General features: G+C 61.2%; 24 protein-coding genes. 12 read left to right on the top strand and 12 right to left on the bottom strand.

The genetic code is table 11. The features are described from left to right. Positions 1-6: 6 nt before the first annotated feature. The 6 genes from MB824_RS02895 (at position 7) to MB824_RS02870 (ending at position 3,802) form a co-directional block, all read left to right on the top strand. A complete protein-coding gene (locus tag MB824_RS02895; RefSeq protein WP_238745804.1) occupies positions 7-696 on the top strand; it encodes an S-methyl-5'-thioinosine phosphorylase in 690 nt (229 codons plus the stop codon). Between the two features lie 264 nt (positions 697-960). Beyond that, complete coding sequence (locus MB824_RS02890) at positions 961-2,208, top strand: multifunctional CCA addition/repair protein (protein WP_238745802.1); 1,248 nt, start codon at positions 961-963, stop codon at positions 2,206-2,208. Between the two features lie 136 nt (positions 2,209-2,344). Further along, complete coding sequence (locus MB824_RS02885; RefSeq protein WP_238745800.1) at positions 2,345-2,506, top strand: hypothetical protein; 162 nt, start codon at positions 2,345-2,347, stop codon at positions 2,504-2,506. Then, a complete protein-coding gene (speD, locus tag MB824_RS02880) occupies positions 2,503-2,883 on the top strand; it encodes an adenosylmethionine decarboxylase (protein WP_238745798.1) in 381 nt (126 codons plus the stop codon). Before MB824_RS02885 ends, speD begins: the two co-directional genes overlap by 4 nt. 81 nt (positions 2,884-2,964) lie before the next feature. Continuing rightward, complete coding sequence (locus MB824_RS02875) at positions 2,965-3,357, top strand: bleomycin resistance protein (protein ID WP_238745796.1); 393 nt, start codon at positions 2,965-2,967, stop codon at positions 3,355-3,357. A gap of 169 nt (positions 3,358-3,526) precedes the next feature. After that, positions 3,527-3,802 carry a hypothetical protein gene (locus MB824_RS02870; RefSeq protein WP_238745794.1) on the top strand — a complete coding sequence of 92 codons (276 nt, stop codon included), beginning with the start codon at positions 3,527-3,529 and terminating at the stop codon, positions 3,800-3,802. Positions 3,803-3,929: 127 nt separating this feature from the next. On the opposite strand, the gene pyrC is transcribed toward MB824_RS02870, so the two are convergent. The 5 genes from pyrC to ylqF form a co-directional block, all read right to left on the bottom strand. Continuing rightward, positions 3,930-4,964: a dihydroorotase gene (gene pyrC / locus MB824_RS02865; protein ID WP_238745792.1), complete on the bottom strand. Its 1,035-nt coding sequence runs from the start codon at positions 4,962-4,964 to the stop codon at positions 3,930-3,932. A 192-nt stretch (positions 4,965-5,156) separates the two neighbouring features. After that, on the bottom strand, positions 5,157-5,390 hold the full coding sequence (locus MB824_RS02860) for a sulfurtransferase TusA family protein (RefSeq protein WP_238745790.1): 234 nt from the start codon (positions 5,388-5,390) through the stop codon (positions 5,157-5,159). Positions 5,391-5,422: 32 nt separating this feature from the next. Then, positions 5,423-5,716, bottom strand: a complete 294-nt coding sequence (locus MB824_RS02855) for a hypothetical protein (RefSeq protein WP_238745788.1) — start codon at positions 5,714-5,716, stop codon at positions 5,423-5,425. Positions 5,717-5,754: 38 nt separating this feature from the next. Beyond that, complete coding sequence (locus MB824_RS02850) at positions 5,755-6,012, bottom strand: recombinase RecA (protein WP_238745786.1); 258 nt, start codon at positions 6,010-6,012, stop codon at positions 5,755-5,757. A gap of 48 nt (positions 6,013-6,060) precedes the next feature. Further along, positions 6,061-7,029: a ribosome biogenesis GTPase YlqF gene (gene ylqF / locus MB824_RS02845; RefSeq protein ID WP_238745784.1), complete on the bottom strand. Its 969-nt coding sequence runs from the start codon at positions 7,027-7,029 to the stop codon at positions 6,061-6,063. Positions 7,030-7,168: 139 nt separating this feature from the next. On the opposite strand from ylqF, the gene MB824_RS02840 reads away from it, so the two are divergent. The 3 genes from MB824_RS02840 (at position 7,169) to lipA (ending at position 9,148) form a co-directional block, all read left to right on the top strand. Then, positions 7,169-7,441, top strand: coding sequence for an HP0495 family protein (locus MB824_RS02840; RefSeq protein ID WP_238745782.1), 273 nt, complete (start codon positions 7,169-7,171; stop codon positions 7,439-7,441). Beyond that, positions 7,441-8,055 (top strand): lipoyl(octanoyl) transferase LipB, encoded by a 615-nt coding sequence (gene lipB, locus MB824_RS02835; protein WP_238745781.1) that lies wholly within the window; start codon positions 7,441-7,443, stop codon positions 8,053-8,055. Before MB824_RS02840 ends, lipB begins: the two co-directional genes overlap by 1 nt. Before the next feature lie 94 nt (positions 8,056-8,149). Next, entirely contained in the window at positions 8,150-9,148 is a 999-nt protein-coding gene (gene lipA / locus MB824_RS02830; protein WP_238745780.1) for a lipoyl synthase, read from the top strand. Between the two features lie 219 nt (positions 9,149-9,367). Here the strand turns inward: lipA and MB824_RS02825 are convergent, their stop codons facing one another. After that, on the bottom strand, positions 9,368-12,229 hold the full coding sequence (locus tag MB824_RS02825) for a DNA translocase FtsK (RefSeq protein ID WP_305067904.1): 2,862 nt from the start codon (positions 12,227-12,229) through the stop codon (positions 9,368-9,370). Positions 12,230-12,477: 248 nt separating this feature from the next. Further along, the gene (pyrE, locus tag MB824_RS02820; RefSeq protein ID WP_238745779.1) at positions 12,478-13,125 is read right to left on the bottom strand and encodes an orotate phosphoribosyltransferase; all 648 of its coding nucleotides are present in this window, start codon (positions 13,123-13,125) and stop codon (positions 12,478-12,480) included. A 223-nt stretch (positions 13,126-13,348) separates the two neighbouring features. Here pyrE and pseC point away from each other — a divergent pair, with 223 nt between their 5' ends. Next, positions 13,349-14,509 (top strand): UDP-4-amino-4,6-dideoxy-N-acetyl-beta-L-altrosamine transaminase, encoded by a 1,161-nt coding sequence (gene pseC / locus MB824_RS02815; protein WP_238745778.1) that lies wholly within the window; start codon positions 13,349-13,351, stop codon positions 14,507-14,509. Positions 14,510-14,603: 94 nt separating this feature from the next. Beyond that, the gene (locus MB824_RS02810; RefSeq protein WP_238745777.1) at positions 14,604-14,891 is read left to right on the top strand and encodes a chorismate mutase; all 288 of its coding nucleotides are present in this window, start codon (positions 14,604-14,606) and stop codon (positions 14,889-14,891) included. A 55-nt stretch (positions 14,892-14,946) separates the two neighbouring features. On the opposite strand, the gene MB824_RS02805 is transcribed toward MB824_RS02810, so the two are convergent. Next, complete coding sequence (locus MB824_RS02805; protein WP_238745775.1) at positions 14,947-15,174, bottom strand: hypothetical protein; 228 nt, start codon at positions 15,172-15,174, stop codon at positions 14,947-14,949. Here MB824_RS02805 and MB824_RS02800 point away from each other — a divergent pair. Beyond that, a complete protein-coding gene (locus MB824_RS02800; protein WP_238745773.1) occupies positions 15,173-15,925 on the top strand; it encodes a class I SAM-dependent methyltransferase in 753 nt (250 codons plus the stop codon). The two genes, MB824_RS02805 and MB824_RS02800, sit on opposite strands and share 2 nt — an antisense overlap. 183 nt (positions 15,926-16,108) lie before the next feature. Here the strand turns inward: MB824_RS02800 and MB824_RS02795 are convergent, their stop codons facing one another. The 4 genes from MB824_RS02795 to hisS form a co-directional block, all read right to left on the bottom strand. Next, the gene (locus tag MB824_RS02795) at positions 16,109-17,011 is read right to left on the bottom strand and encodes a bestrophin family protein (RefSeq protein WP_238745771.1); all 903 of its coding nucleotides are present in this window, start codon (positions 17,009-17,011) and stop codon (positions 16,109-16,111) included. Positions 17,012-17,263: 252 nt separating this feature from the next. After that, positions 17,264-18,736 (bottom strand): ribosome biogenesis GTPase Der, encoded by a 1,473-nt coding sequence (gene der / locus MB824_RS02790; RefSeq protein WP_238745769.1) that lies wholly within the window; start codon positions 18,734-18,736, stop codon positions 17,264-17,266. Between the two features lie 323 nt (positions 18,737-19,059). Beyond that, positions 19,060-19,653 carry a YfgM family protein gene (locus MB824_RS02785; RefSeq protein ID WP_238745767.1) on the bottom strand — a complete coding sequence of 198 codons (594 nt, stop codon included), beginning with the start codon at positions 19,651-19,653 and terminating at the stop codon, positions 19,060-19,062. Beyond that, positions 19,653-20,945, bottom strand: a complete 1,293-nt coding sequence (hisS, locus tag MB824_RS02780) for a histidine--tRNA ligase (RefSeq protein ID WP_238745765.1) — start codon at positions 20,943-20,945, stop codon at positions 19,653-19,655. The genes MB824_RS02785 and hisS overlap by 1 nt, the downstream gene beginning before the upstream one ends. Positions 20,946-21,012: the final 67 nt, after the last annotated feature.

Genomic DNA, 21,012 nt, shown 5'->3' with positions numbered 1-21,012 from the left:
TTGCCCATGAACACACTCGCAGTTATCGGCAGCGCCAGTCTGGCGCGGCTGCCGCAATGGCACACCGGCGCGCGGCGCATCGTCCGCACCCCCTACGGCCAGCCCAGCGCCCCGCTTTTGGAAGGCGAAGTCGGCGGCCGGCCGGTGGTGTTTCTCTGCCGACACGGCCTGAACAACACCATCGCCCCGCAGCTGATCAACTACCGCGCCAATATCTGGGCGCTGCACAGCATCGGCGTGCGCCGCATCGTGTCGGTATCCGCCGTGCGCCCGCTGCACGACGGCTTCAGCGCCGGCGAACTGCTGCTGCCGCACGATCTGATCGACTACACCCACAGCCGCGAAAGCAGCTTTGTCGAACGCGGCACGCTGGAAAACGCCTACACCGATTTCACCCACCCCTACGACCACGCCCTGCGCGACGAGCTGCTCGCCCTGATCCGCCAAAGCGGTATGCCGGCGCACGAAGCGGCGGTTTACGCCTGCGTGCAGGGCGCGCGGCTGCCCACCGCCGCCGAAGCCCGCCGCATGCGCCAGGACGGCGCCGACGTGTACGGCATGACCGCCATGCCCGAAGCCATACTCGCCCGCGAGCTGGGTATGGCCTACGCCCATTTGTGTGGCGTGCTCGCCCCGGAGCGCGACGGCAGCCACCCCGCACTCGATGCCGTGCGCCAACTGATCGACCGCCTGTAAACCCCGTCTGCCGCCGTTTTCAGGCTGCCTGAAAACCCTAAAGCAGCCTGAAAGCCCGTAGGGTGCGCACCGCGCACCATCCCAAATAAAAAGCAGCCTGAAAACCCCGCCTGCTACCGCAACGCAAATAAACCGGCACGGGCATGGCAAAAGTTTTCAGGCTGCCTGAAACCCAAAAGTAGTCGGAAACCCGTAGGGTGCGCACCGCGCACCGTCGTCCCAATGCAAAAGCAGCCTGAAAGCCCACCCGAAAGACATCCGCCCATGCAAACCTATCTTGTTGGCGGCGCCGTGCGCGACGCCCTGCTCGGCCGGCCGGTTGAAGACCGCGACTGGGTGGTGGTCGGCGCCGACGTCCCAAGCATGCTCGCTCGCGGCTTCAAGCCTGTGGGCAAAGATTTTCCCGTTTTCCTGCACCCCGAAACCCGCGAAGAATACGCGCTGGCGCGCACCGAGCGCAAAACTGCCAAAGGCTATGCCGGCTTCAGCTTCCACGCCGACAAAGACGTTACGCTCGAACAAGACCTGCAGCGGCGCGACCTGACCATCAACGCCATGGCGCAGGATAACGACGGCCGTCTGATTGACCCCTACGGCGGTGCCGAAGACCTGAAAAACGGCATTCTGCGCCACGTCAGCCCCGCCTTTGCCGAAGACCCGGTGCGGATACTGCGCACCGCCCGTTTTGCCGCCCGCTACGGTTTTGCCGTCGCCCCCGAAACGCTGGCGCTGATGCGGCAGATGGTTGATAACGGCGAAGCCGAAGCACTGGTGGCCGAGCGCGTGTGGCAGGAGTTGTCGCGCGGCCTGATGGAACCGCATCCGCGCAAGATGATCGACATTCTGCGCCAAAGCGGCGCGCTCAAAGTGCTGCTGCCCGAAGTCGATGCCCTGTTCGGCGTACCGCAGCGGGCGGACTTCCATCCCGAAATCGACAGCGGCGAACACACCCTGCTGGTGCTTGAGCGCGCCGCCGCCATGAATCTGGGGCTGCCCGAGCGCTATGCCGCGCTGCTGCACGATTTGGGCAAAGCGCTCACCCCCGCCGATATGCTGCCGCGCCACATCGGCCATGACAGCGCCGGCATCGAACCGGTGCGCGCCGTCAGCCGCCGCTATCGCGTGCCCAAAGCCTGCGCCGAGCTGGCCGAATTGGTATGCCGTCTGCACATCCGCCTGCACCGCGCCAGCGACATCCGCCGCCCGCGCGCCGTACTCGACGTGCTGAACGCCGCCGACGCCCTGCGCCACCCCGAACGTTTTGCCGCCGCGCTTGCCGTCTGCCAGGCCGACCAGCAAGGCCGGCTCGGCCGCGAACACACGCCCTACCCCCAGCGCGCTTTCTGGCTGGCGATGCTCGATGCCGCCCGCGATATCGACACCGCCACCATCGCCGCTGCCCATACCGGCCGGCCGCAGGACATCCAAAACGCCATCACCCAGGCGCGGCTGGCGCAAATCCGCGCGCAGCTGCCCGCGCAGCTTGCCCGGCTGCACAAGCATACCGTCTAAACCGCAGGCAGCCTGAAAAGCCGTTTCCCCCTTTCAGGCTGCCTGAAAAGCGGTTTAACATCATGCCTGCGCCGGCTGTGCCTGCGAAAATTCCGCCGCAGCCGCCTTCCGCCCCCAACCATCCGAGCAACCCGCCATGAACAAAACCGCCTACACCCTGATCGCCCTTGCCGCCATCGCCTTTGCCACCCTGTTTAACTACAGCGCCGCCTTTTCCAGCGGCAAAAGCAGCGTCCCCCGCACCCGCCTGCCCGGACAAGGCGGCTTTGGCGGCTTCGGCGGAAGCGGCCACAAATGAGTGCCGCCATCGGCAGCCACGGCCTGCTTGACCTGTACGGCTGCCCGCCCGAGCCGCTGCGCGACGCCGCCAAACTGCAAAGCGCCATGGAACAGGCCGCCCGCCAAGCCGGCGCGTGCATACTTTCCGCCCATTTCCACCGCTTCGGCGGCCACGGCGGCATCACCGGCGTGCTGCTGCTGGCCGAATCGCACATCAGCATCCACACCTGGCCGGAACACCACTACGCCGCCGCCGACATCTTCCTGTGCGGCAGCCTGAACCCCGCACACGCCCGCCTTGCGCTCGAACAGGCGCTGCAAGCCAAACACAGCCGCTGGCAGCAACACCCGCGCGGCCTGCCCGCCCTATTCGCGCAGCCTGAAACGGGCAAATAAAGCATTCCAAGCAGCAAAAGCAGCCTGAAAATGGTTTCAGGCTGCCTGCTGCAAACAGATTTAAACCAACGGAAAACCGCTATGGAATTTAAAGAACTGATCCCGGAACTTTCTGTATTTGATATCCAGCAAACAAAAGACTTTTATGAAAAACTGGGTTTCAAAACAGAATATGAACGCAAAGCAGACAAGTTTGTTTTTATGTCTTTCCAAGGCAGCCAGTTTATGTTTGAGCAAATCCATGACAAGGGCTGGAATACCGGCGAATTGGACTATCCCTTAGGGCGGGGAATCAATTTTTCCATCGCCACCGACAATGTTGAAGCGCTCTATGAAACGGTGAAAAAGGAGCAGATAGCGATTTATCGGGAGCTGACAAGAAGCTCTTATGAAATCCAAGGCGGCATCGTAGCAGAGCCGGTCGAATTTCTTATCCAAGACCCCAATGGTTATCTGTTAAGGTTTACCAACTGATGAATCATGCCGGAGCCGGAGCCGTTTTTGCCGGCCTTTTGCCGTTTGGCGGCCGGCTGTCAAGCCTTTATATCCGCACAGGTGCCGATTACCAACAACTACAGGATTACGCAGCACCCTAGAAAGGCTTTAAAGTAGAATCCGCGCTTTTTCAAAGGAAGCGGTAAGGATGATTATCTGGAGCGGCAAAGGTTTGCTGGTGGTTTTGGCGATGGGGCTGGGCATGCTGGCCGGCAGGGTGGCGGCTCAAATGCTGGCTGCCCATATTTATTTTTCGTCGGCGGCGCAAATGGACAGCGTGGGCTTCGTATTCGCGGCGGGATTCAATTTCGTGCTGAGCCGCTTATTTGTTTCCGATGCTTCTTTCCTGTTTTTTATCCCAAACCGTTATTGGACGGTGATCTTGGCGGCAATGGGCATCTTGCTGTTTTTTAAAATTGTCTGATGCGTATCGCCCGCCCGTACCGGTCTCCCCTACCCCAAGCAGCCTGAAAACGGGGTGCCGCATACCAAAAGCAGCCTGAAAACCTTTCAGGCTGCTTTTTTTGTATCTTGATTAAACCGCTCGGCGATCAGCCTTGCAGCGACCACGCCAGCTCTTCGCCGGCGAGCATCGGCACCACTTCGCTCTCGCCAAAAGCGAAAGATTCGGGTACGCGCTGGGGCTGTTTGACCAGAGTGATGGTGTCGCTGTTGCGCGGCAGGCCGTAGAAGCGGGCGCCGTTGTGCGACGCAAAGGCTTCGAGTTTGTCGAGCGCGCCGGCGTTTTCGAAAATCTGGGCGTAGATTTCGATGGCGTTGGCGGCGCTGAACATACCGGCGCAGCCGCAGGCGTTTTCTTTGGCGCCGCGCGGGTGCGGCGCGGAATCGGTGCCGAGAAAGAATTTGTGGGACTGCGCACCGGTAACGGCATCAATCAGGGCGCGGCGGTGGCTTTCGCGCTTGATAATCGGCAGACAGTAAAAATGCGGGCGCACGCCGCCGACCAGCAGGTGGTTGCGGTTGAACATCAGATGCTGCGGGGTTACGGTGGCGGCCAGATTGTCGCCCGCTGCGCTCACCAGCGCGGCGGCTTCGGCGGTGGTGATGTGCTCGAACACGGTTTTCAGTTCGGGCAGCTCGCGCATCACCGGCTGCAGCACGCGCTCGATAAACACGGCTTCGCGGTCGAAAATATCGATAGCGGGGTCGGTTACTTCGCCGTGCACCAGAAAGCGCATATCCTGCGCGGCGATTTCTTCCAATACCGGCAGCAGTTTGAACAGATCGCTGACGCCGGAATCGGAATTGGTGGTGGCGCCGGCGGGATAGAGTTTGAACGCGGCGATGCCGGCGGCTTTGGCTTGGCGCACGGTATCGCGGCTGGTGTTGTCGGTAAGATAGAGCGACATCAGCGGCGTGAAGCGGCTGCCGGCGGGAATAGCGGCTTCGATTTGGCGCTTATAGTCGAGCGCCTGCGCCACGGTGGCCACCGGCGGCTTGAGATTGGGCATCACCAGCGCGCGCCCCATCTGGCGGGCGCTGAAAGGCACGACGGACTTGAGCGCGGCGCCGTCGCGCACATGGAGATGGAAATCGTCGGGGCGGGTAATGGTTAGGGTTTGCATGGTTTGGGGTTTCTTGGCGGGTTCTTGGTAGTTGGTGGGTTCGGGCAGCCTGAAAAGTGTGGAAACGGAGTTTCAGGCTGCTTTTTTGTTTTGGGTTTTTGGTGCGCGGTGCGCACCCTACGGCGGGGCTGTTTTGGGAGTTTCGGCGGTAGGGTGCGCCCCGCGCACCGTTTGTTTGCCGGTTTCCGGTTTTCAGGCTGCCTTGCGGCGGATCACCATTTGGAATACGCCGTTTTCCAGCGTTTCGGACGACAGCAGCTCGTGGCCGGTGTGGCGGCAGAAGGCGGCGAAATCGCCGGGGGCACCGGGATCGGTGGCGAGTACGGTAATCACGCTGCCGCCGGCGGCGGCGGCCAGCGCTTTTTTGGCGCGTAGGATCGGCAGCGGGCAGCGCAGGCCGGTCAGGTCTAGGGTTTGGTCGCTCATTTGAGTTCCTTGTGTGTGTGATATCGGGCGCTTCAGCGGGGCAGATAGGGGCGCAGCCACCACATTCCCAGGCCGTAAAGCAGCGTGCCGCTCAGGCCGGCGAGCAAGAACCAGCGCCCTTTGCGGCGGGAATTGGGGCACAGCCAGTACACGGCCAGGCTGAAGCTGAAAAACATCGCCAGCGCCGGCAGCAGCAGCTGGCGGTCTTTAAAGCGGTTCAGGGTGTAGCTTTCGCTGAGCACCACATAAACCTGCCACAGCGCGGCGGCAGCCAGCAGCATCACGCCGGCGGGCAGGAAGATTACGGCAAGTTCGGTGGTATTCATTGTTTGGCGGTTTCGGGCGGATTGGGGTTTCAGGCTGCCTAAACTTCGGCTTGGGCGTCGCGGCAGTAATGCTGCGCCCAAGCAACGGCAGCCTGAACGGCGGCGCGCGCCTGCGGGCTGTTTTTCCAGCAGCTCGAGCCGGTTAGCGCCGCGCCCTGCGCCAAAATATCGGCAACATCGGCGGCGGCAAGTTTGGCGGGACTGTCCAAACCCATTTCGTGCAAACGCCGGATGACGGTTTTGCCGACGCCCTTTTGCGCGAGCAGGGCTTGGGTTTCTTGGTCGGTAAAGGGCATGGTTTTTTGCCTTTCTTACAAAACGGTTTTCAGGCTGCCTGAAAGCGCTCAGTCTTCCATATCTTGCGGTGACTGTTGCGGCTTGGGCGCTGCCTGCCCTTTGCGCTCGGCTTTGCGCGCTTCGCGTTGGGCTTTGAGTTCGGCTTCGCGCTGGCGGGCTTTTTTCAGCCAGGTTTCCCATTGCTGCGGAGTTTCCAGGGTGATGCGGCCGATTTGACCGTCGCGAAAATCGGTGAGCACCAGTTCGGCGGCTTTTTGGTAGTTGGGACGGCCGCCGCCCATCAGGGCGCCGCGTTTTTTTGCCACCCATTCGAGCCATTGGTCGTCCTGCCAGTGGCTGGACGGGTCTTTGTCGGCGCCGTAGCGTGCCTGCAAAAGCGGCAGGTAATGGCGGCGCAGGTAGTCTAAAAGTTCGAGCGCGACTTCTTCTTCATCGAGCGCGTTGCGGCCGATGGCGCCGCCGGCGGCAAGATTGTAGCCGCCTTCTTCAACGATGATTTTCGGCCACAGCATGCCGGGGGTGTCGTAAAGCCAGAAATCATCGGCCAAGAGCAGGCGCTGCTCGGCTTTGGTGATGCCCGGTTCGTTGCCGGTTTTTGCGGACTTTTTGCCGAGCATGGCGTTGATCAGGGTGGATTTGCCGACGTTGGGGATGCCGCAGATGAGCACGCGCAGGGGTTTGTCGATGCCGCTGCGGTGGGGCACCAGAGCCCTGCTGGCGGCGATCAGTTTCTGCGCGGCTTGGCGCTCGGACGCATCGAGCGCAATCGAGCGGGTTTCTTCACGGCTGTTGAAGTATTCGAGCCAGACGGCGGTGCGCTCAGGGTCTGCCAGGTCTTGTTTGTTTAAAATTTTCAGCTTTGGCTTGCCGCGCGCGAGTTGCGCCAGCAGTGGGTTTTCGCTGGAAGCGGGCATGCGCGCGTCGAGCATTTCGACCACCATGTCCACGCTTTTCAGGCGTTCGGCAATCGCTTTTTTCGCCTTATTCATGTGTCCCGGAAACCATTGGATTGCCATAGAGTCTGCCTTGTGGGTTGGAAAACGGGCTTTCAGGCTGCCTGAAAGCGGCTGGGAGAAAACGCGCGATTATAGCAAAGGCATTGGAAGCACAAAGCCTTTGCGCTAAAATGCCGCCCTGTTTTTTAAGGACGCACACATGAGCGAGCAAGAACAAAAACCGCTAATCGACTTCCCCTGCCGCTTCCCGATCAAAGTGATGGGCGAGCAACATCCCGATTTCAACAGCGAAATTCTGAAAACCGTGCGCGAACACGCGCCCGATACCGCCGACGAACACATCCAAACCCGCCCCAGCAGCAAGGGCAACTATGTCAGCGCCACCGTCAGCGTGCAGGCCGAAAACCAAGAGCATCTGGACAATATCTACCGCAGCCTGACCGCGCATCCGATGGTGAAAGTCGTACTGTAATGAAAACCGTCTTTTTGGGGCGCCGCCCCTATCTGCCGGTATTCGAAGCGATGAAGCAGTTCAGCGCCGAGAGAAATGCCGATACCGAAGACGAATTGTGGGTGGTGGAACACGATCCGGTGTTCACCCAGGGCTTGGCCGGCAAGGCCGAACACCTGCTCGGCGACACCAGCATCCCCGTTGTCCAGATCGACCGCGGCGGCCAAATTACCTACCACGGCCCCGGCCAGCTTGTCGTTTATACCCTGATTGACTTCAAACGCCTGAAAACCGGCGTGCGCAGCATCGTTTCCGCGCTGGAAAACAGCATTATCGCCACCCTTGCCGACTACGGCATCGAATCGGCCGCCGACCCCAAACGCCCGGGCGTATATGTGGCCGGCAAAAAAATCGCCTCGCTCGGCCTGCGCATCAAAAACGGCGCCGTCTATCACGGCCTGGCACTCAACGTAAACATGGATCTCGAACCCTTCGCCCACATCAACCCCTGCGGCTACGCCGGACTCGAAATGACCCAAATCGCCGATCTTGCCCGCCCCTGCCCCGAGCTTGCCGAAGTGGCTGAAAAACTCACCGGCCACCTGCAAAGGCAGGCGGTTTTTCAGGCAGCCTGAAAACAGCTTGAGCCCGAACCCGATTAAAAACCGCCCTGAGCGCACCATTTCAGGCAGCCTGAAAACCTCAAACCCACACGAAAGACACACCAAAATGAGTTCCACCGAAGCCACCAACCCCCTGGACAACCGCCAAGGCGTCAAACACACCGGCGCCAGCAAAACCGCCCGCATCCCGATCAAAGTCGTCCAGCCCGAGCAGAAGCTGAAAAAGCCCGAGTGGATCCGTGCCAAGCTGCCCAATCCCAAAAAATTCTTCGAGATTAAAGACATCCTGCGCGAGCAGAAAATGCACACCGTCTGCGAAGAAGCCGCCTGCCCCAACATCAGCGAATGCTTCAGCCGCGGCACCGCCACCTTTATGATTATGGGCGACATGTGCACCCGCCGCTGCCCCTTCTGCGCCGTCGGCCACGGCCGCCCCAACCCGCTCGACCCCGAAGAGCCGCAAAACCTGGCCAATTCCGTGCGCGCCATGAACCTGCGCTACGTCGTCATCACTTCGGTCGACCGCGACGACTTGCGCGACGGCGGCGCCCAGCACTTTGCCGACTGCATCACCGCCATCCGCCAAACCAGCCCCACCACCAAAATCGAAATTCTCGTGCCCGATTTCCGCGGCCGGCTCGACATCGCCCTGAAAATCCTGGCCGAAACCCCGCCCGATGTGATGAACCACAATCTCGAAACCCACCCGCGCCTGTATAAAATGGCGCGTCCGGGCGCTGACTACAAACACTCGCTCGAACTTTTGCGCCGCTACAAAGAAATGATGCCCCACGTTCCCACCAAGTCCGGCATTATGGTCGGCCTGGGCGAAACCGACGACGAAGTGCGCGAAATCCTGCGCGACATGCGCGCGCACAACATCGAAATGCTCACCATCGGCCAATACCTGCAGCCCTCCGACGGCCACCTGCCGGTGCTGCGCTACGTAACCCCCGAAATGTTCAAGCAGTTTGAAAAAGAAGCCTACCAAATGGGCTTTCACAACGCCGCCTGCGGCGCCATGGTGCGCTCCAGCTACCACGCCGACCAGCAGGCCGAAGAAGCCATGCGCGAAGCCCACGGCGGCGGCTGCGGGCATCACTAAACGCCTGCTCCGCACATACGGCAAAGGCAGCCTGAAAGGTTTTCAGGCTGCTTTTTTTGCCTTTCAGGCTGCCTTACCTGTTATCAGCCGGCAAGGGATTTTGCGGTGCCGACAATACATGAAACCAGAGCGCCGGTTCAAAACCAAGCAACCTGAAAAAAGCAGCCTGAAAAGCACTCGGACTTTTCAGGCTGCTTTGGGTTTGACAGTCGGCGGCGCCTACTCGGAATCGGGGCTGCGGGCAAGTATGGTGCGCTTGCCGCTATGGTCGGGCGCGGAGACGATGCCTTCGGCTTCGAGCTGGTCAAACAGCGTAGCGGCTTTGTTGTAGCCCACGCGCAGGTGGCGCTGCAGCGACGAAATACTGGCTTTTTGCGTGCGCAGCAGCACGGCCACCGCTTCGTCAAACAGCGGGTCGCGCTCGCCGCCGCTGCCGGCCGGATGCTGGCCGAACAGATCGTCGATACCGCCGTTGAGCAGGTCTTCCACATAATCGGGCTCGCCGGTCTGCTTCAGATACTCGACCACGCCGTGCACTTCGTTGTCGGCAACAAAGGCGCCGTGTACGCGCTGCGGGTAGCCGGTGCCGGGCGGCAGGAACAGCATATCGCCCTGGCCGAGCAGATTTTCGGCGCCCATCTGGTCGATGATGGTGCGGCTGTCGACCTTGCTCGACACTTGGAAGGCAATACGGGTGGGAATATTGGCTTTAATCAGGCCGGTAATCACATCGACGCTGGGGCGCTGGGTGGCGAGTATCAGGTGGATGCCGGCGGCGCGGGCTTTCTGCGCCAAACGGGCGATCAGTTCTTCGATTTTCTTGCCGGCGGTCATCATCAGATCGGCAAACTCGTCCACTACCACCACGATAGCCGGCAGTTTTTCCAGATATTCGGGATTGTCGGGCGTCAGGCTGAAGGGGTTGGCATAGCGGCGGCCGGCGGCTTGGGCGGAAGTAACTTTTTCGTTGTAGCCGGCCAGGTTGCGCACGCCCAGATGGCTCATCAGGCGGTAGCGTTTTTCCATTTCGTTCACGCACCAGTTCAGCGCGTTGGCGGCAAGCTTCATATCGGTAACCACCGGCGCCAGCAGGTGCGGGATGCCTTCGTAGATCGAAAGTTCGAGCATTTTCGGGTCGATCATAATCATGCGCACGTCTTCGGGGCGGGCTTTGAACAGCATCGACAGAATCATCGCGTTCACGCCCACCGATTTGCCCGAGCCGGTGGTGCCGGCCACCAAGAGATGCGGCGCCTTGGCCAAATCGGTTACCACCGGCGCGCCGCTGGTATCCTGCCCCAGCGCCAGCGCCAGCTTGGACGGATTATCTTGGAAAACCGAAGATTCCAGAATCTCGCGCAGGCGGATGGTCTGGCGCTTAGGATTGGGCAATTCCAGCCCCATGCAGGTTTTGCCGGGAATGGTTTCGACCACGCGGATGGCGGCCACCCCCAGCGAGCGTGCCAGGTCTTTTTCCAGATTCATCACCGAATTGCCACGCACACCGACATCGGGCTCGATTTCGTAGCGGGTAATCACCGGCCCGGCATAGGCGTCGAGCACTTTCACTTTCACGCGGAACTCGGCCAGCTTCTCTTCGATGGTAATGCTGTTTTGCAGCAACTCTTCCTCGCTCTGCACCGCCGCCGGATTGTGCTTGGGCGGCAGCAGCAGGCTCATCGGCGGCAGCTGGCTGTTGCCGCCCTCGCCGTGCTCAAAGCCCTCGCCCGATTCCAGCCAGCGCTGCCACTCGGGCGCTTCACTATCGGCGGCAGGCAGGTTTTCCAATCCCTCCAGCCAGGCGGTATTGACGGTGTCGCCGCTGGTACCGGCGCTGTTGCCGTAAAAACTTTCGGCAAAACGGTTTTCAGGCTGCTTTTGCTCGCGGTAATACTGCTCGAAATCGGCTTCGGTCCAGCCGGTGTCGTGTGTGCCGGCCAAATGGTGCTGCGGGCTTTCCGCGGCAAACGGCGCGGCCGGCGGATATCCGCTTTCAGGCTGCACGGCGGCATAGCCGGCATCGGGCAGGCGCTCGACGGCGGGCGGCGGGAAATTAAACGGGCTGTCGATAATCTCCGGCGCGCGCGGCGCATAGGGCTGGGCGGCAGCCTGAAAAGATGCCGGCTGCGGCACGGCTTCGGCGCGCGGCGGCGCATAGCTGCCGTAAGACGGTGCCGGACGGCGGTTGCGGCGGAAGGCGGCGGCATTGCTGTTGTTCAGGTTTTGCCAGATTTCGTCTTCGGGAATCACGCTGAGCGCCTGGTCGGGCTGCGGGCTTGGCGGCGCCGGCTCTTCGATTTCGCGGCGGGCGCTCTGGCGGCGGTTTAGGCGTTCGCGGATGTCTTCCAAGTCGATTTCTTCAGGCTCGCGTGTGTAGCTGCGGCGGATTTGCGGCAGCGGCGGCAGCTTGTTTTGGATTTCCTCCAACTGCTCCAGCGCGCGCCGGCGCACCCGCTGCACCGCCGGATCGTCGGCTTCGATGGTTTGCGCCGGCCGCTTGCTGCCGGCGGCCTCCTGCTCCTGCCTTACCAGCCGCAGCGCTTCTTCGTCGCTGATGGTTTCGCGCTCGGAAAGTGCGGCGGAAAAAGTATGGCGGGGCGGGGCGGCGAAGTTTTCAGGCTGCCTGAAAAAGCCGTCTCCGCCGTGGTGGCCGGCAGAAGCGGCGGGAACTTCGCTGCTGAGAATGTCGTCCAGCGTGATAATTTGCGCGCCGACCGCCGGCTTGGCGGCGGGCAGCGGCTCGGGATCGGCGGGCAGTTCGATGGGCGGTGCGGCCGGCTTGGCGCGCTTCACTGGAGCGGGCGTTTCTGCAGGGGCAGCGGCGTCTTCGTCTTCAGGCAGCAGGCTCGGCTGCTGCGGCTCGTCATCGTCCATCAGGATAAAGGCCAGATCGTCGTGCAGCCGCGGCGTGCTCACCGGCTGGCGGAAATTGAGCGGCATCTGTTCGGGCTCGGCCTGGCGGCGCGCCGCTTCGGCCTCGTAAAACTCCAGCTCTTCCTTCCAGGCACGGCTTTGCCAAAAGTAAATCCAGCTTAACAGCAGGAAAACGGCAAACAAAACGACAATCAGCGTAATCAGCATGCGGCGGTTGCTCCACGGGGGAAAACGGTGGGAAAACTGGCGCGGATTTTACCTTTTCCGCCCCCGTTTTTACAGTATTAAAACGGCAAAAGCACCGGCATTTGGCAGTTTTGCCGCAAATTCGCGCCGCGTTTTGCCCGAAAAAGCAGCCTGAAAGCGGCGGATGCCGTTTCAGGCTGCTTTGGGGTGGCTTTAAAGCGTTTCAGGCTGCCGCTGCCCGCGGAAGCGGCGCCCGGGCAGCCCGAAAATCAGGCGACGCCGTAACGCTCGCGGTAGGCTCTCAGCTGCGGCAGGTAACGGCTGATTTCGGTATTGCCGCTGTTTTGCAGCATGGCAAACAAATCCTGCAGATTGGCAATCGCCACCACCGGCAGGCCGTACTGCTGCTGGACTTCCTGCACGGCAGACAATTCGCCCGTACCTTTTTCCATGCGGTCAAGCGCAATGGCCACCGCAGCCGGCTCGGCACCGGCAGCCTGAATCAGCTTCACCGATTCACGCACCGACGTGCCGGCGGAAATCACGTCGTCGATGATCAGCACCCGCCCTTTGAGCGGCGCGCCCACCAGCACTCCGCCCTCGCCGTGGTCCTTGGCTTCCTTGCGGTTGTAGGCAAAAGGCACATTGCGGCCGCGCTCGGCGAGCATCATTGCAGTGGCGGCGGCCAGGATAATGCCCTTGTAGGCGGGGCCGAACAGCATGTCGAACGCAATGCCGCTCTCGTCGATCGCCTGCGCATAAAAGCGCGCCAGCGCCAGCGTGGAAGCGCCGTCGTCAAACAGGCCGGCATTGAAAAAATAGGGCGACGGCCGCCCGGCTTTGGTGGTGAACTCGCCGAACTTCAATACTTTTTGTTCGAGCGCGAAACGGAGAAAATCCTGACGGAAATCGGTCATGGCATATCCTTGCAAGACGGGTTGGCAAACGGGCGGATTATATAGCGAAAGCGTTTCGGCCGCTGGCTTTCAGGCTGCCGCGCCGCATCAGAAGCCGCCGTCCGCTCTGCCCCGCCGGCGGGCTTTTGCTACAATAGCGCCGCCCAGCCGCAAGGCAGCCTGAAAACGGCAAAACCGGTTTTTCAGGCTGCCTGCCCCGTCCAACCTTTCGCGAGCTTTCCCCATGATCCCCTACGGCCGCCAAACCATTTCCCAAGACGATATCGACGCCGTCCTTGCCGTCCTCCAATCCGACTTTCTCACCCAAGGCCCGCAGGTGCCGGCCTTTGAAAGCAGCCTGAAAGCCTATTGCGGCGCCGCGCATGCCGTGGCGGTAAACAGCGCCACTTCCGCCCTGCATCTGGCCTGCCTTGCGCTCGGGCTGGGCGCGGACGATGTGCTGTGGACCTCGCCCATCACCTTTACCGCCTCGGCCAACTGCGCGCTCTACTGCGGCGCGGATGTCGATTTTGTCGATATCGACCCCGCCACACTGAATATGTCGGTTTCCGCGCTCGAAGCCAAACTGCAGGCTGCCCGCGCGGCGGGGCGGCTGCCGAAAATCGTCGTCCCCGTACATCTGTGCGGCGAACCCTGCGATATGGCCGCCATCGGCAAGCTGGCCAAAGAATACGGCTTTGCGGTGATCGAAGACGCTTCGCACGCAATCGGCGCATCCTACGGCAGCCTGAAAACCGGCGCCTGCGAGCACAGCGACATCACCGTGTTCAGCTTTCATCCGGTGAAAATCATCACCACCGCCGAAGGCGGCGCCGCGCTGACCCAACGCGCCGATCTGGCGGAAAAAATGGCGCTGCTGCGCAGCCACGGCATCACCCGCGACCCCGCCCGAATGAGCGGCGAAGCCGACGGCGCCTGGTACTACCAGCAAATCGATTTGGGCTACAACTACCGCATGACCGAGCTTCAGGCTGCTCTGGGCGTAAGCCAGATGCGGCGGCTGGACGAATTTGTCGAACGCCGCCACGAGCTGGCCGGGCGCTACGACCGCCTGCTCGCCCCCCTGCCCCTGATCCTGCCGCCGCGCAACCCGGCCAGCCGCTCGGCGCTGCACCTGTATCCGGTGCAAATCCGCGCCGACAGCGGCAAAAGCCGCCGCGACGTGTTCGACTACCTGCGCCGCCACGGCATCGGCGTGAACGTGCATTACATCCCCGTCCACACCCAGCCCTATTACCGGCGGCGCTTCGGCTTCCAAAACGGCGACTTCCCCGCCGCCGAAGCCTATTACCAAAGCGCCATCAGTCTGCCGCTGTATTTCGGTTTGAGTTTCGACGAACAGGATAAAGTGGTGGAAACGCTGGCAGCGGCGCTGGCGGCATAATGCAGGCAGCCTGAAAAGCGGTGCAGGCTGCTTTTTATTAGATGCGGCAGGGTTGCTCGCCGCTGTGTTTTTCATTTTATTAGGAGGCCGAATCATGTTACCGCAAACCCTCACCGAAGTCCGCCAAGCCATAGACGGCTTGGATGCCGAACTCATTGCGCTGCTCGCCAAACGGCAGGCGTTGGTGGAACAGGCTGGGCGGCTCAAACCGCGCGGCGATGCAAAAGCCGTGGCCGCGCCCGACCGCGTTGCCCAAGTAATTGCCGCCCGCCGCGGACAGGCCGCTGCCGCAGGGTTGTCGCCCGATGTGGCCGAAGCTGTGTGGCAGGCGATGATTGCCGCATTTATCCGCTTGGAAACCGAAATCAATCGGGCGGAATGAAGAAAGTGCAGGCTGCTTTCGGTGCGGCGGAAAGCCGTTTCAGGCAGCCTGCGGTTTATCGTGCGGTAGGGGTAATGCCGTAGCGGCGCATGAGTTGGTGCATATTGCCTTGGACGGCGGCGCAGCGGCGGGCAGGGTCGGCCGCATAAGGCGCGGTTATCCATGCGCGCAATGCACCGGCTTCCTGCACGGTCAGCATGCCGCGGCAGCTGGCCAGGGGTTCTGCGGTTTTAACGGCTTTCAGGCTGCTTTTTTCCCACGGCACCGATAAGGAGAGCGCCATGAAGGTTCCGATTCCACCCGCCATCGCCCCGCTGCTGCGCCGCGATCTCAATCCCGCGTGGCTGGCCGCCGAGCAGGGCATTTTGCGCTATCTCGCCCCCGAACAGCTGGCCGGCGACAACGGCAAATACATGAAACTCTACAACCGCCTGGCCGCGCTTTACGATCTGGGCGAACGGCTGGCCGACCGCTTTGTTTACCGCCGCAGCATCGCCGCCATGCGCCGCGAAATGATGGCGCTGCCCGAATGGCGCAACGGCGTGGCGGTGCTGTATGTGTCGGTCGGCACCGGCCGCGATTTCGCCTTTATCCCGCCGCAAATCGACACCGGCAGCCTGAATATCGTCGGCGCCGATTTGTCGCTGGGCATGCTGCGCCGCGCCGATAAGCTCTGGCGGCACAAGCTGCCGTTTACGCCGCTGCACTGCGCCGCCGAAGATCTGCCCTTTGCCGACAACAGTTTCGACATCGTGTTTCATGTCGGCGGCATCAATTTCTTTTCCAACAAACAGCGCGCGCTGGCGGAAATGCTGCGCGTGGCCAAGCCCGGCACGCTGCTGATGGTGGCCGACGAAACCCAGGATCTGATCGAGCGCCAATACCGGCGCAACCCGCTGACCAGAAGCGCGTTTGACGGCGCACGTTTCGATCTGTCCGACATCGAAAGCCTGATTCCCGCCGCCGCGCTTGAGCGCCAAACTCATTTGCTGTGGGACGGTCGTTTTTATGCGCTTACCTTTCGCAAGGCCTAGGGTATTCGGGCGGACAAAAGTTTCAGACTGCCTGCACAGCATAACCAAGTTACGAAGCAAAAACAGGCGCTTGCTTTAAAACGGCGGCGCAGGCAAAAGGCAGCCTGAAAACCCATCATCCGAAAAAAAGCAGCCTGAAAGCGGCAAAAACCGGCTTTCAGGCTGCTTTTGGCGTTTGGGCGCTCAAGTCATCACATAGCGCTCGGCGGCAAGCGGCGGCGGGATTTCCTGGCCCAGCGCGCTGAGCACTTCGCGCTCGATCACCCGCACCAGCGAATCGAGCGGCAGGTTGTTTTCCTGCAGGCCGAAGGGGTCGCCCAGCTGCGAGCTTAGGGCGTCCAGGCCGAGAAACATATACACCAGCCAGGCCACCATCAGCGGCGTCCACAGGCCGAGCACGGATTCGATGCCGAAGGGCAGCATGATGCAGAAGCTGTAAATCGCGCGGTGCAGCAGCACCGAATAGGCAAAGGGCAGCGGCGTACTGGCGATGCGATCGCAGCCGGCCTGGATTTCGCCCAGCGCTTCGATGTGGTGGGTCAGCGCGCTATAGACTACTTCGCCGATCTGCTCTTGGCGCAGGGCGGCAATCAGATCGCGCTGCATCTGTTCGAGCACAAACTGCGGCGGATTGGGGTGGTTTTGGTAGATGTCGGCGCCGCCTTCGCCGTATTCGAGAAACAAGTCGGTGTGGGCGGTTTGGTAGCGCAGGCGGTCGCGCAGCAGGCAGGTGAAAAGAATGCTGCGCTTGAGCAGGTGACGGCGGCGGTCGGTATCAAGCACGCGGCTGTCGCGGATCAGATGGCGCTCGGTGGCCACCAGCCTGCCCCACAGCTTGCGCCCTTCCCACCAGCGCTCGTAGCAGGCGTTGTTGCGAAAGCCGAGAAAGATGGAAAGCACCACGCCGAAAATGGTAAAGCCGACCAAAGGCGGGGGGGGAATCGCCAGCAGGCGGTAGTGCGACATCACGCCCATCACCACCGACAGCCCGGATAAGGCGATAATCGCCGGCAGCACTTTGGGGAAGATGGTGCCGCGCCAGGCAAAGAGCATCGGCAAAATGCCCTGCTTCTCGCGGATAATCATGGGTTGGGGTTCCTATTTGGGGTTGTTTTTTATCAAACGGCTTTCAGGCTGCCTGAAATCGTCTCAAGCGACGTCATTAGCTTACGCAAGTCCGCTACGCTACCCCGCGCTGGCGGGAATCTTGGAACCTTAAGCAGCGGCTTGTTTTTTCAAGTATTGCCGAATGCCAACCAAGATTCCCGCCTACGCGGGAATGACGGCATAGTTAATAGCGGAGTAAATCGGGGATTCAGGCTGCCTTATCCTTTGCCGCTAGTTGCCGCCCTGCCGCTTTTTCACGCTCACTTGGCGGGTTTTCTTTTTGCCGCCGCTGTTGCGCTCTTTTTCCGCCTTGCGCCCTTCGCGTTTGGCGATGCGGTTGCTCAGGCTGGCGCGGCGCAGCGGTTTGTTTTTCACTTTTTCGGCGGTTTCTTCATACGGATTGTCGCCGACGTTGTACTGAATCCGCAGCGGCGTGCCTTGCAGGTTGAAGGCTTTGCGGAAGGTTTGGGTGAGATAGCGGGTGTAGGAATCGGAGATGTGCTGCAGCGAATTGCCGTGGATGACGATAACCGGCGGGTTCATGCCGCCTTGGTGGGCGTAGCGCATTTTCGGGCGTACCAAACCGGCGCGCGGCGGGGCTTGGCGCTCCACTGCGCTTTGCAGCACGCGGGTGATTTTGGGCGTGGGCATATTGATAAAGGCGGCGTCGTAGGCAGCCTGAATGCTGGCAAACAGGCCGTCGATGCCTTTTTCTTTGAGCGCGGAGATGTAGTGGAACTTGGCGAAATCGAGAAAATACAGCTTGCGGGCGATGTCGCGTTTGATGTCGTTGCGCCGCTCTTCGCTGATGCCGTCCCATTTGTTTACCGCCACCACCAGCGCCCTGCCCGCTTCCAGCGCGAAACCTGCAATCGTGGCGTCTTGGTCGGCGATGTCTTGCTGGGCGTCCAGCACCAGCACGGCTACGTTTGCCGCTTCTATCGCCTGCATGGCTTTGATAACGGAGAATTTTTCTACTGCTTCATCTACTTTGCCGCGACGGCGCACGCCGGCGGTGTCAATAATGGTGAAGGGCTTGCCTTCGCGTTCAAAATCAATGTGGATGCTGTCGCGCGTGGTGCCGGCCATGTCAAACGCAATCACGCGCTCTTCGCCTAAAATGGCGTTGACCAGCGTGGATTTGCCGACATTGGGGCGGCCGATTACGGCAAACACGGGGTGTTTGTTTTCAGGCTGCGTTTCGTCCGCATCGGGGAAGTTTTCCAGAATATCTTCAATCAGATAGTAAACGCCGTCGCCGTGCGCGCCGGAAATCACATGCGGCTCGCCCAGTGCGAGTTCGTAAAACTCTGCCGCCAGCACGGCATGGTTGCCGCCTTCGCCTTTGTTTACCGCCAGATACACGGGGCGCGGCGACTGGCGCAGGCGGTCGGCAATGATTTTGTCTTGCGGCGTCAGGCCGGTGCGGGCATCGACGAGAAACACCACGGCATCGGCTTCGTCCACGGCTTGCAGGGTTTGCTTCGCCATTTCGTGCAGGATGCCGCTGTCCACCACGGGCTCAAAACCGCCGGTATCCACCACCAGATAGGGCTTGCTGCCGACGCGCCCGTGCCCGTAATGGCGGTCGCGCGTGAGCCCGGGCAGATCGTGCACCAGCGCGTCTTTGCTGCGGGTAAGGCGGTTGAACAGGGTGGATTTGCCGACATTGGGGCGGCCGACTAGGGCGATGGTGGGTTTCATAGTTTGACTTTCTGTTTCAGGCTGCCTGAAAACGGGTTTCGGGCGGCCAGCAGGTGCGCAATCAGGGGATAGGCACGGGGTGGGAAATAAGGCTGCGGGTTTCAGGCTGCCTGAAAAGGGGGAAAGGGGTTTCAGGCTGCCTTTTGCGTTTTACGTTTTAAAAAGCGTCCTAAAGCTTAAACGGCCAGTTGTCCGGTGCCGGCAAAAGCGGCAAGGACAAACAAGATGCTCTTCACGGTTTTCCTTTCCTTGCAGATAGCGTTCAGGCAGCCTGAAAGCGGGGGAACGGCTTTCAGGCTGCCTTATGCCGCCGGACAAGGCGTTTAGTCGGCGGTTTTCATTTCCAACAGGTCGCGGGCGGGCGAGTCTTCGGGCAGTTTTTCCAGCGCGGCTTTGTAGGCGGCGGCGGCTTCTTTGGTTTTGCCCTGCGCGCTGTAGATGTCGCCGCGGGTTTCTTCGATCAGGCCGCGGTAGGCTTCATCGACCGGTGTGGCGAGCGCTTTGAGCGCGTCGTCGTATTTTTGCTGCTGCAGGCGCACTTTGGCCAAGTTCTGCACGGCGGCAGCCTGAACGGCGGGCTGCGGGTTGTTGGCCTGCAGCCATTGGTAGGTGGCGGCGGCTTCGTCGTATTTGCCGGCGTCAAACTGCTTGGCGGCCACTTGGAAGGCGGCTTCGGCGGCGCCCATGCTGTCAGGGTATTCCTGCTGCAGGGTTTTGAAGCGGCCTTCGTCCTCTGCAACGCCGGCGGCCAGCGCGGCGGCGGCTTCGGCGCGTTTGCCGAGCTGGTGCTGGTAAATCACATAGCCGAAATAGCCGATAGCGGCGGCCACCAGCGCGGCAAATACCCATTTACCGCCGCTGCGCCACAGGTGTTTGGCGGTTTCGATGTCTTGTTGTTCGTCGTGATGGGCGGACATTAGCGGCTCCACTGTTTGAGTTGTTCGGTCAGGTCGGCGGCGGGCACGGTGGTTTGTTCGTGGCTGCCGCGCATGTCTTTCAGGGTTACGCTGTTATCGGCTACTTCCTGCTCGGCCACAATCAGCGCAAAGCGGGCACCGGACTGGTCGGCGCGTTTGATTTGGGCTTTGAGCTTTTGGCTGCCGCAGTATTGGGCGACGGCGTAACCGGCTGCGCGCAGTGCGGCGGCGTGGCGCATGGCGGCCAGCGTGCTGCCTTCGCCCTGCTGCATGATGTAGATGTCGGGCGCGGCTTCGGCTTTCAGGCTGCCGTATTCGCGCACCAAAAGCAGTAGGCGTTCGATGCCGAGAGCAAAGCCGATGGAAGGGGCGGGCTTACCGCCGAGCTCTTCAATCAGCCCGTCGTAACGGCCGCCGCCGCAGACGGTGGCTTGGGCGCCGAGTTTGTCGGTCGTCCATTCGAATACGGTTTGGTTGTAGTAATCGAGCCCGCGCACCAAGCGGCGGTTTTCTTTGTATTGGATGCCCAGGCCGTCGAGCAGGGCTTTGAAGCTGTCGTAATGCGCCTGCGATGCTTCGCCCAGATAATCGACGAGCGCGGGGGCGTTGTCGGCAATCTGCTGCAACTCGGGGTTTTTGGTATCGAGCACGCGCAGGGGATTGGTGTGCAGGCGGCGGCGGCTGTCTTCATCGAGCTTGTCTTCGTGCTGCTGCAGATAGGCGACCAGGGCGCTGCGGTGGGCGGCGCGCTCTTCGCGGTTGCCCAGGCTGTTGATTTCCAAGGTGAGATGTTCGGCGATGCCCAGCTCGCGCCACAAATCGGCGCACATGGCGATGATTTCGGCGTCGATGTCGGGGCCTTCAAAGCCCAGCGCTTCGATGCCGACTTGGTGAAACTGGCGGTAGCGGCCTTTTTGCGGGCGCTCGCGGCGGAACATCGGCCCCATGTACCACAGCTTTTGCGGGGCGTTGTACAGCAGGTTGTGTTCGACCACCGCGCGCAGGCAGGAAGCGGTGCCTTCGGGGCGCAGACTCAGGCTGAGGCTGTCGTTGGAATCGGCGAAGGTGTACATTTCTTTGCCGACCACGTCGGTTTCTTCGCCGATGGAGCGCACGAAAAGATTGGTCGGCTCGACGATGGGGGTGCGGATTTGCGCGTAGCCGAAGCGGCGCGTCCAGCGCAGCACGGTTTCTTCAAAGGCCTGCCACAGGGCGGCGTTGAGTTTGAAGTCTGCCTGTTCGACCGGCAGAAGGTCGTTCATGCCTTTTACGGCTTGGATTTTCTGTGCCATATCTTGAGCTGTGGAAAAAGAAAAGGCACCGCAAAGGGCGGGCAAACCGGTTTTCAGGCTGCCTGAA

It is taken from the genome of Kingella pumchi (genome assembly GCF_022288825.1).
GTDB classification, from domain to species: Bacteria; Pseudomonadota; Gammaproteobacteria; order Burkholderiales; family Neisseriaceae; genus Kingella_D; species Kingella_D pumchi.
The sequence above is the reverse complement of the archived record's forward strand: the minus strand, read 5'-3'. Positions and strand labels throughout refer to the sequence as shown.

Bases quoted from the DNA above. Each gene is read 5' to 3' on its own strand.
- MB824_RS02895 (WP_238745804.1), top strand. From the start codon at position 7: ATGAACACACTCGCAGTTATCGGCAGCGCCAGTCTGGCGCGGCTGCCG.
- MB824_RS02890 (WP_238745802.1), top strand. From the start codon at position 961: ATGCAAACCTATCTTGTTGGCGGCGCCGTGCGCGACGCCCTGCTCGGC.
- MB824_RS02885 (WP_238745800.1), top strand. From the start codon at position 2,345: ATGAACAAAACCGCCTACACCCTGATCGCCCTTGCCGCCATCGCCTTT.
- speD (WP_238745798.1), top strand. From the start codon at position 2,503: ATGAGTGCCGCCATCGGCAGCCACGGCCTGCTTGACCTGTACGGCTGC.
- MB824_RS02875 (WP_238745796.1), top strand. From the start codon at position 2,965: ATGGAATTTAAAGAACTGATCCCGGAACTTTCTGTATTTGATATCCAG.
- MB824_RS02870 (WP_238745794.1), top strand. From the start codon at position 3,527: ATGATTATCTGGAGCGGCAAAGGTTTGCTGGTGGTTTTGGCGATGGGG.
- pyrC (WP_238745792.1), bottom strand. From the start codon at position 4,964: ATGCAAACCCTAACCATTACCCGCCCCGACGATTTCCATCTCCATGTG.
- MB824_RS02860 (WP_238745790.1), bottom strand. From the start codon at position 5,390: ATGAGCGACCAAACCCTAGACCTGACCGGCCTGCGCTGCCCGCTGCCG.
- MB824_RS02855 (WP_238745788.1), bottom strand. From the start codon at position 5,716: ATGAATACCACCGAACTTGCCGTAATCTTCCTGCCCGCCGGCGTGATG.
- MB824_RS02850 (WP_238745786.1), bottom strand. From the start codon at position 6,012: ATGCCCTTTACCGACCAAGAAACCCAAGCCCTGCTCGCGCAAAAGGGC.
- ylqF (WP_238745784.1), bottom strand. From the start codon at position 7,029: ATGGCAATCCAATGGTTTCCGGGACACATGAATAAGGCGAAAAAAGCG.
- MB824_RS02840 (WP_238745782.1), top strand. From the start codon at position 7,169: ATGAGCGAGCAAGAACAAAAACCGCTAATCGACTTCCCCTGCCGCTTC.
- lipB (WP_238745781.1), top strand. From the start codon at position 7,441: ATGAAAACCGTCTTTTTGGGGCGCCGCCCCTATCTGCCGGTATTCGAA.
- lipA (WP_238745780.1), top strand. From the start codon at position 8,150: ATGAGTTCCACCGAAGCCACCAACCCCCTGGACAACCGCCAAGGCGTC.
- MB824_RS02825 (WP_305067904.1), bottom strand. From the start codon at position 12,229: ATGCTGATTACGCTGATTGTCGTTTTGTTTGCCGTTTTCCTGCTGTTA.
- pyrE (WP_238745779.1), bottom strand. From the start codon at position 13,125: ATGACCGATTTCCGTCAGGATTTTCTCCGTTTCGCGCTCGAACAAAAA.
- pseC (WP_238745778.1), top strand. From the start codon at position 13,349: ATGATCCCCTACGGCCGCCAAACCATTTCCCAAGACGATATCGACGCC.
- MB824_RS02810 (WP_238745777.1), top strand. From the start codon at position 14,604: ATGTTACCGCAAACCCTCACCGAAGTCCGCCAAGCCATAGACGGCTTG.
- MB824_RS02800 (WP_238745773.1), top strand. From the start codon at position 15,173: ATGAAGGTTCCGATTCCACCCGCCATCGCCCCGCTGCTGCGCCGCGAT.
- MB824_RS02805 (WP_238745775.1), bottom strand. From the start codon at position 15,174: ATGGCGCTCTCCTTATCGGTGCCGTGGGAAAAAAGCAGCCTGAAAGCC.
- MB824_RS02795 (WP_238745771.1), bottom strand. From the start codon at position 17,011: ATGATTATCCGCGAGAAGCAGGGCATTTTGCCGATGCTCTTTGCCTGG.
- der (WP_238745769.1), bottom strand. From the start codon at position 18,736: ATGAAACCCACCATCGCCCTAGTCGGCCGCCCCAATGTCGGCAAATCC.
- MB824_RS02785 (WP_238745767.1), bottom strand. From the start codon at position 19,653: ATGTCCGCCCATCACGACGAACAACAAGACATCGAAACCGCCAAACAC.
- hisS (WP_238745765.1), bottom strand. From the start codon at position 20,945: ATGGCACAGAAAATCCAAGCCGTAAAAGGCATGAACGACCTTCTGCCG.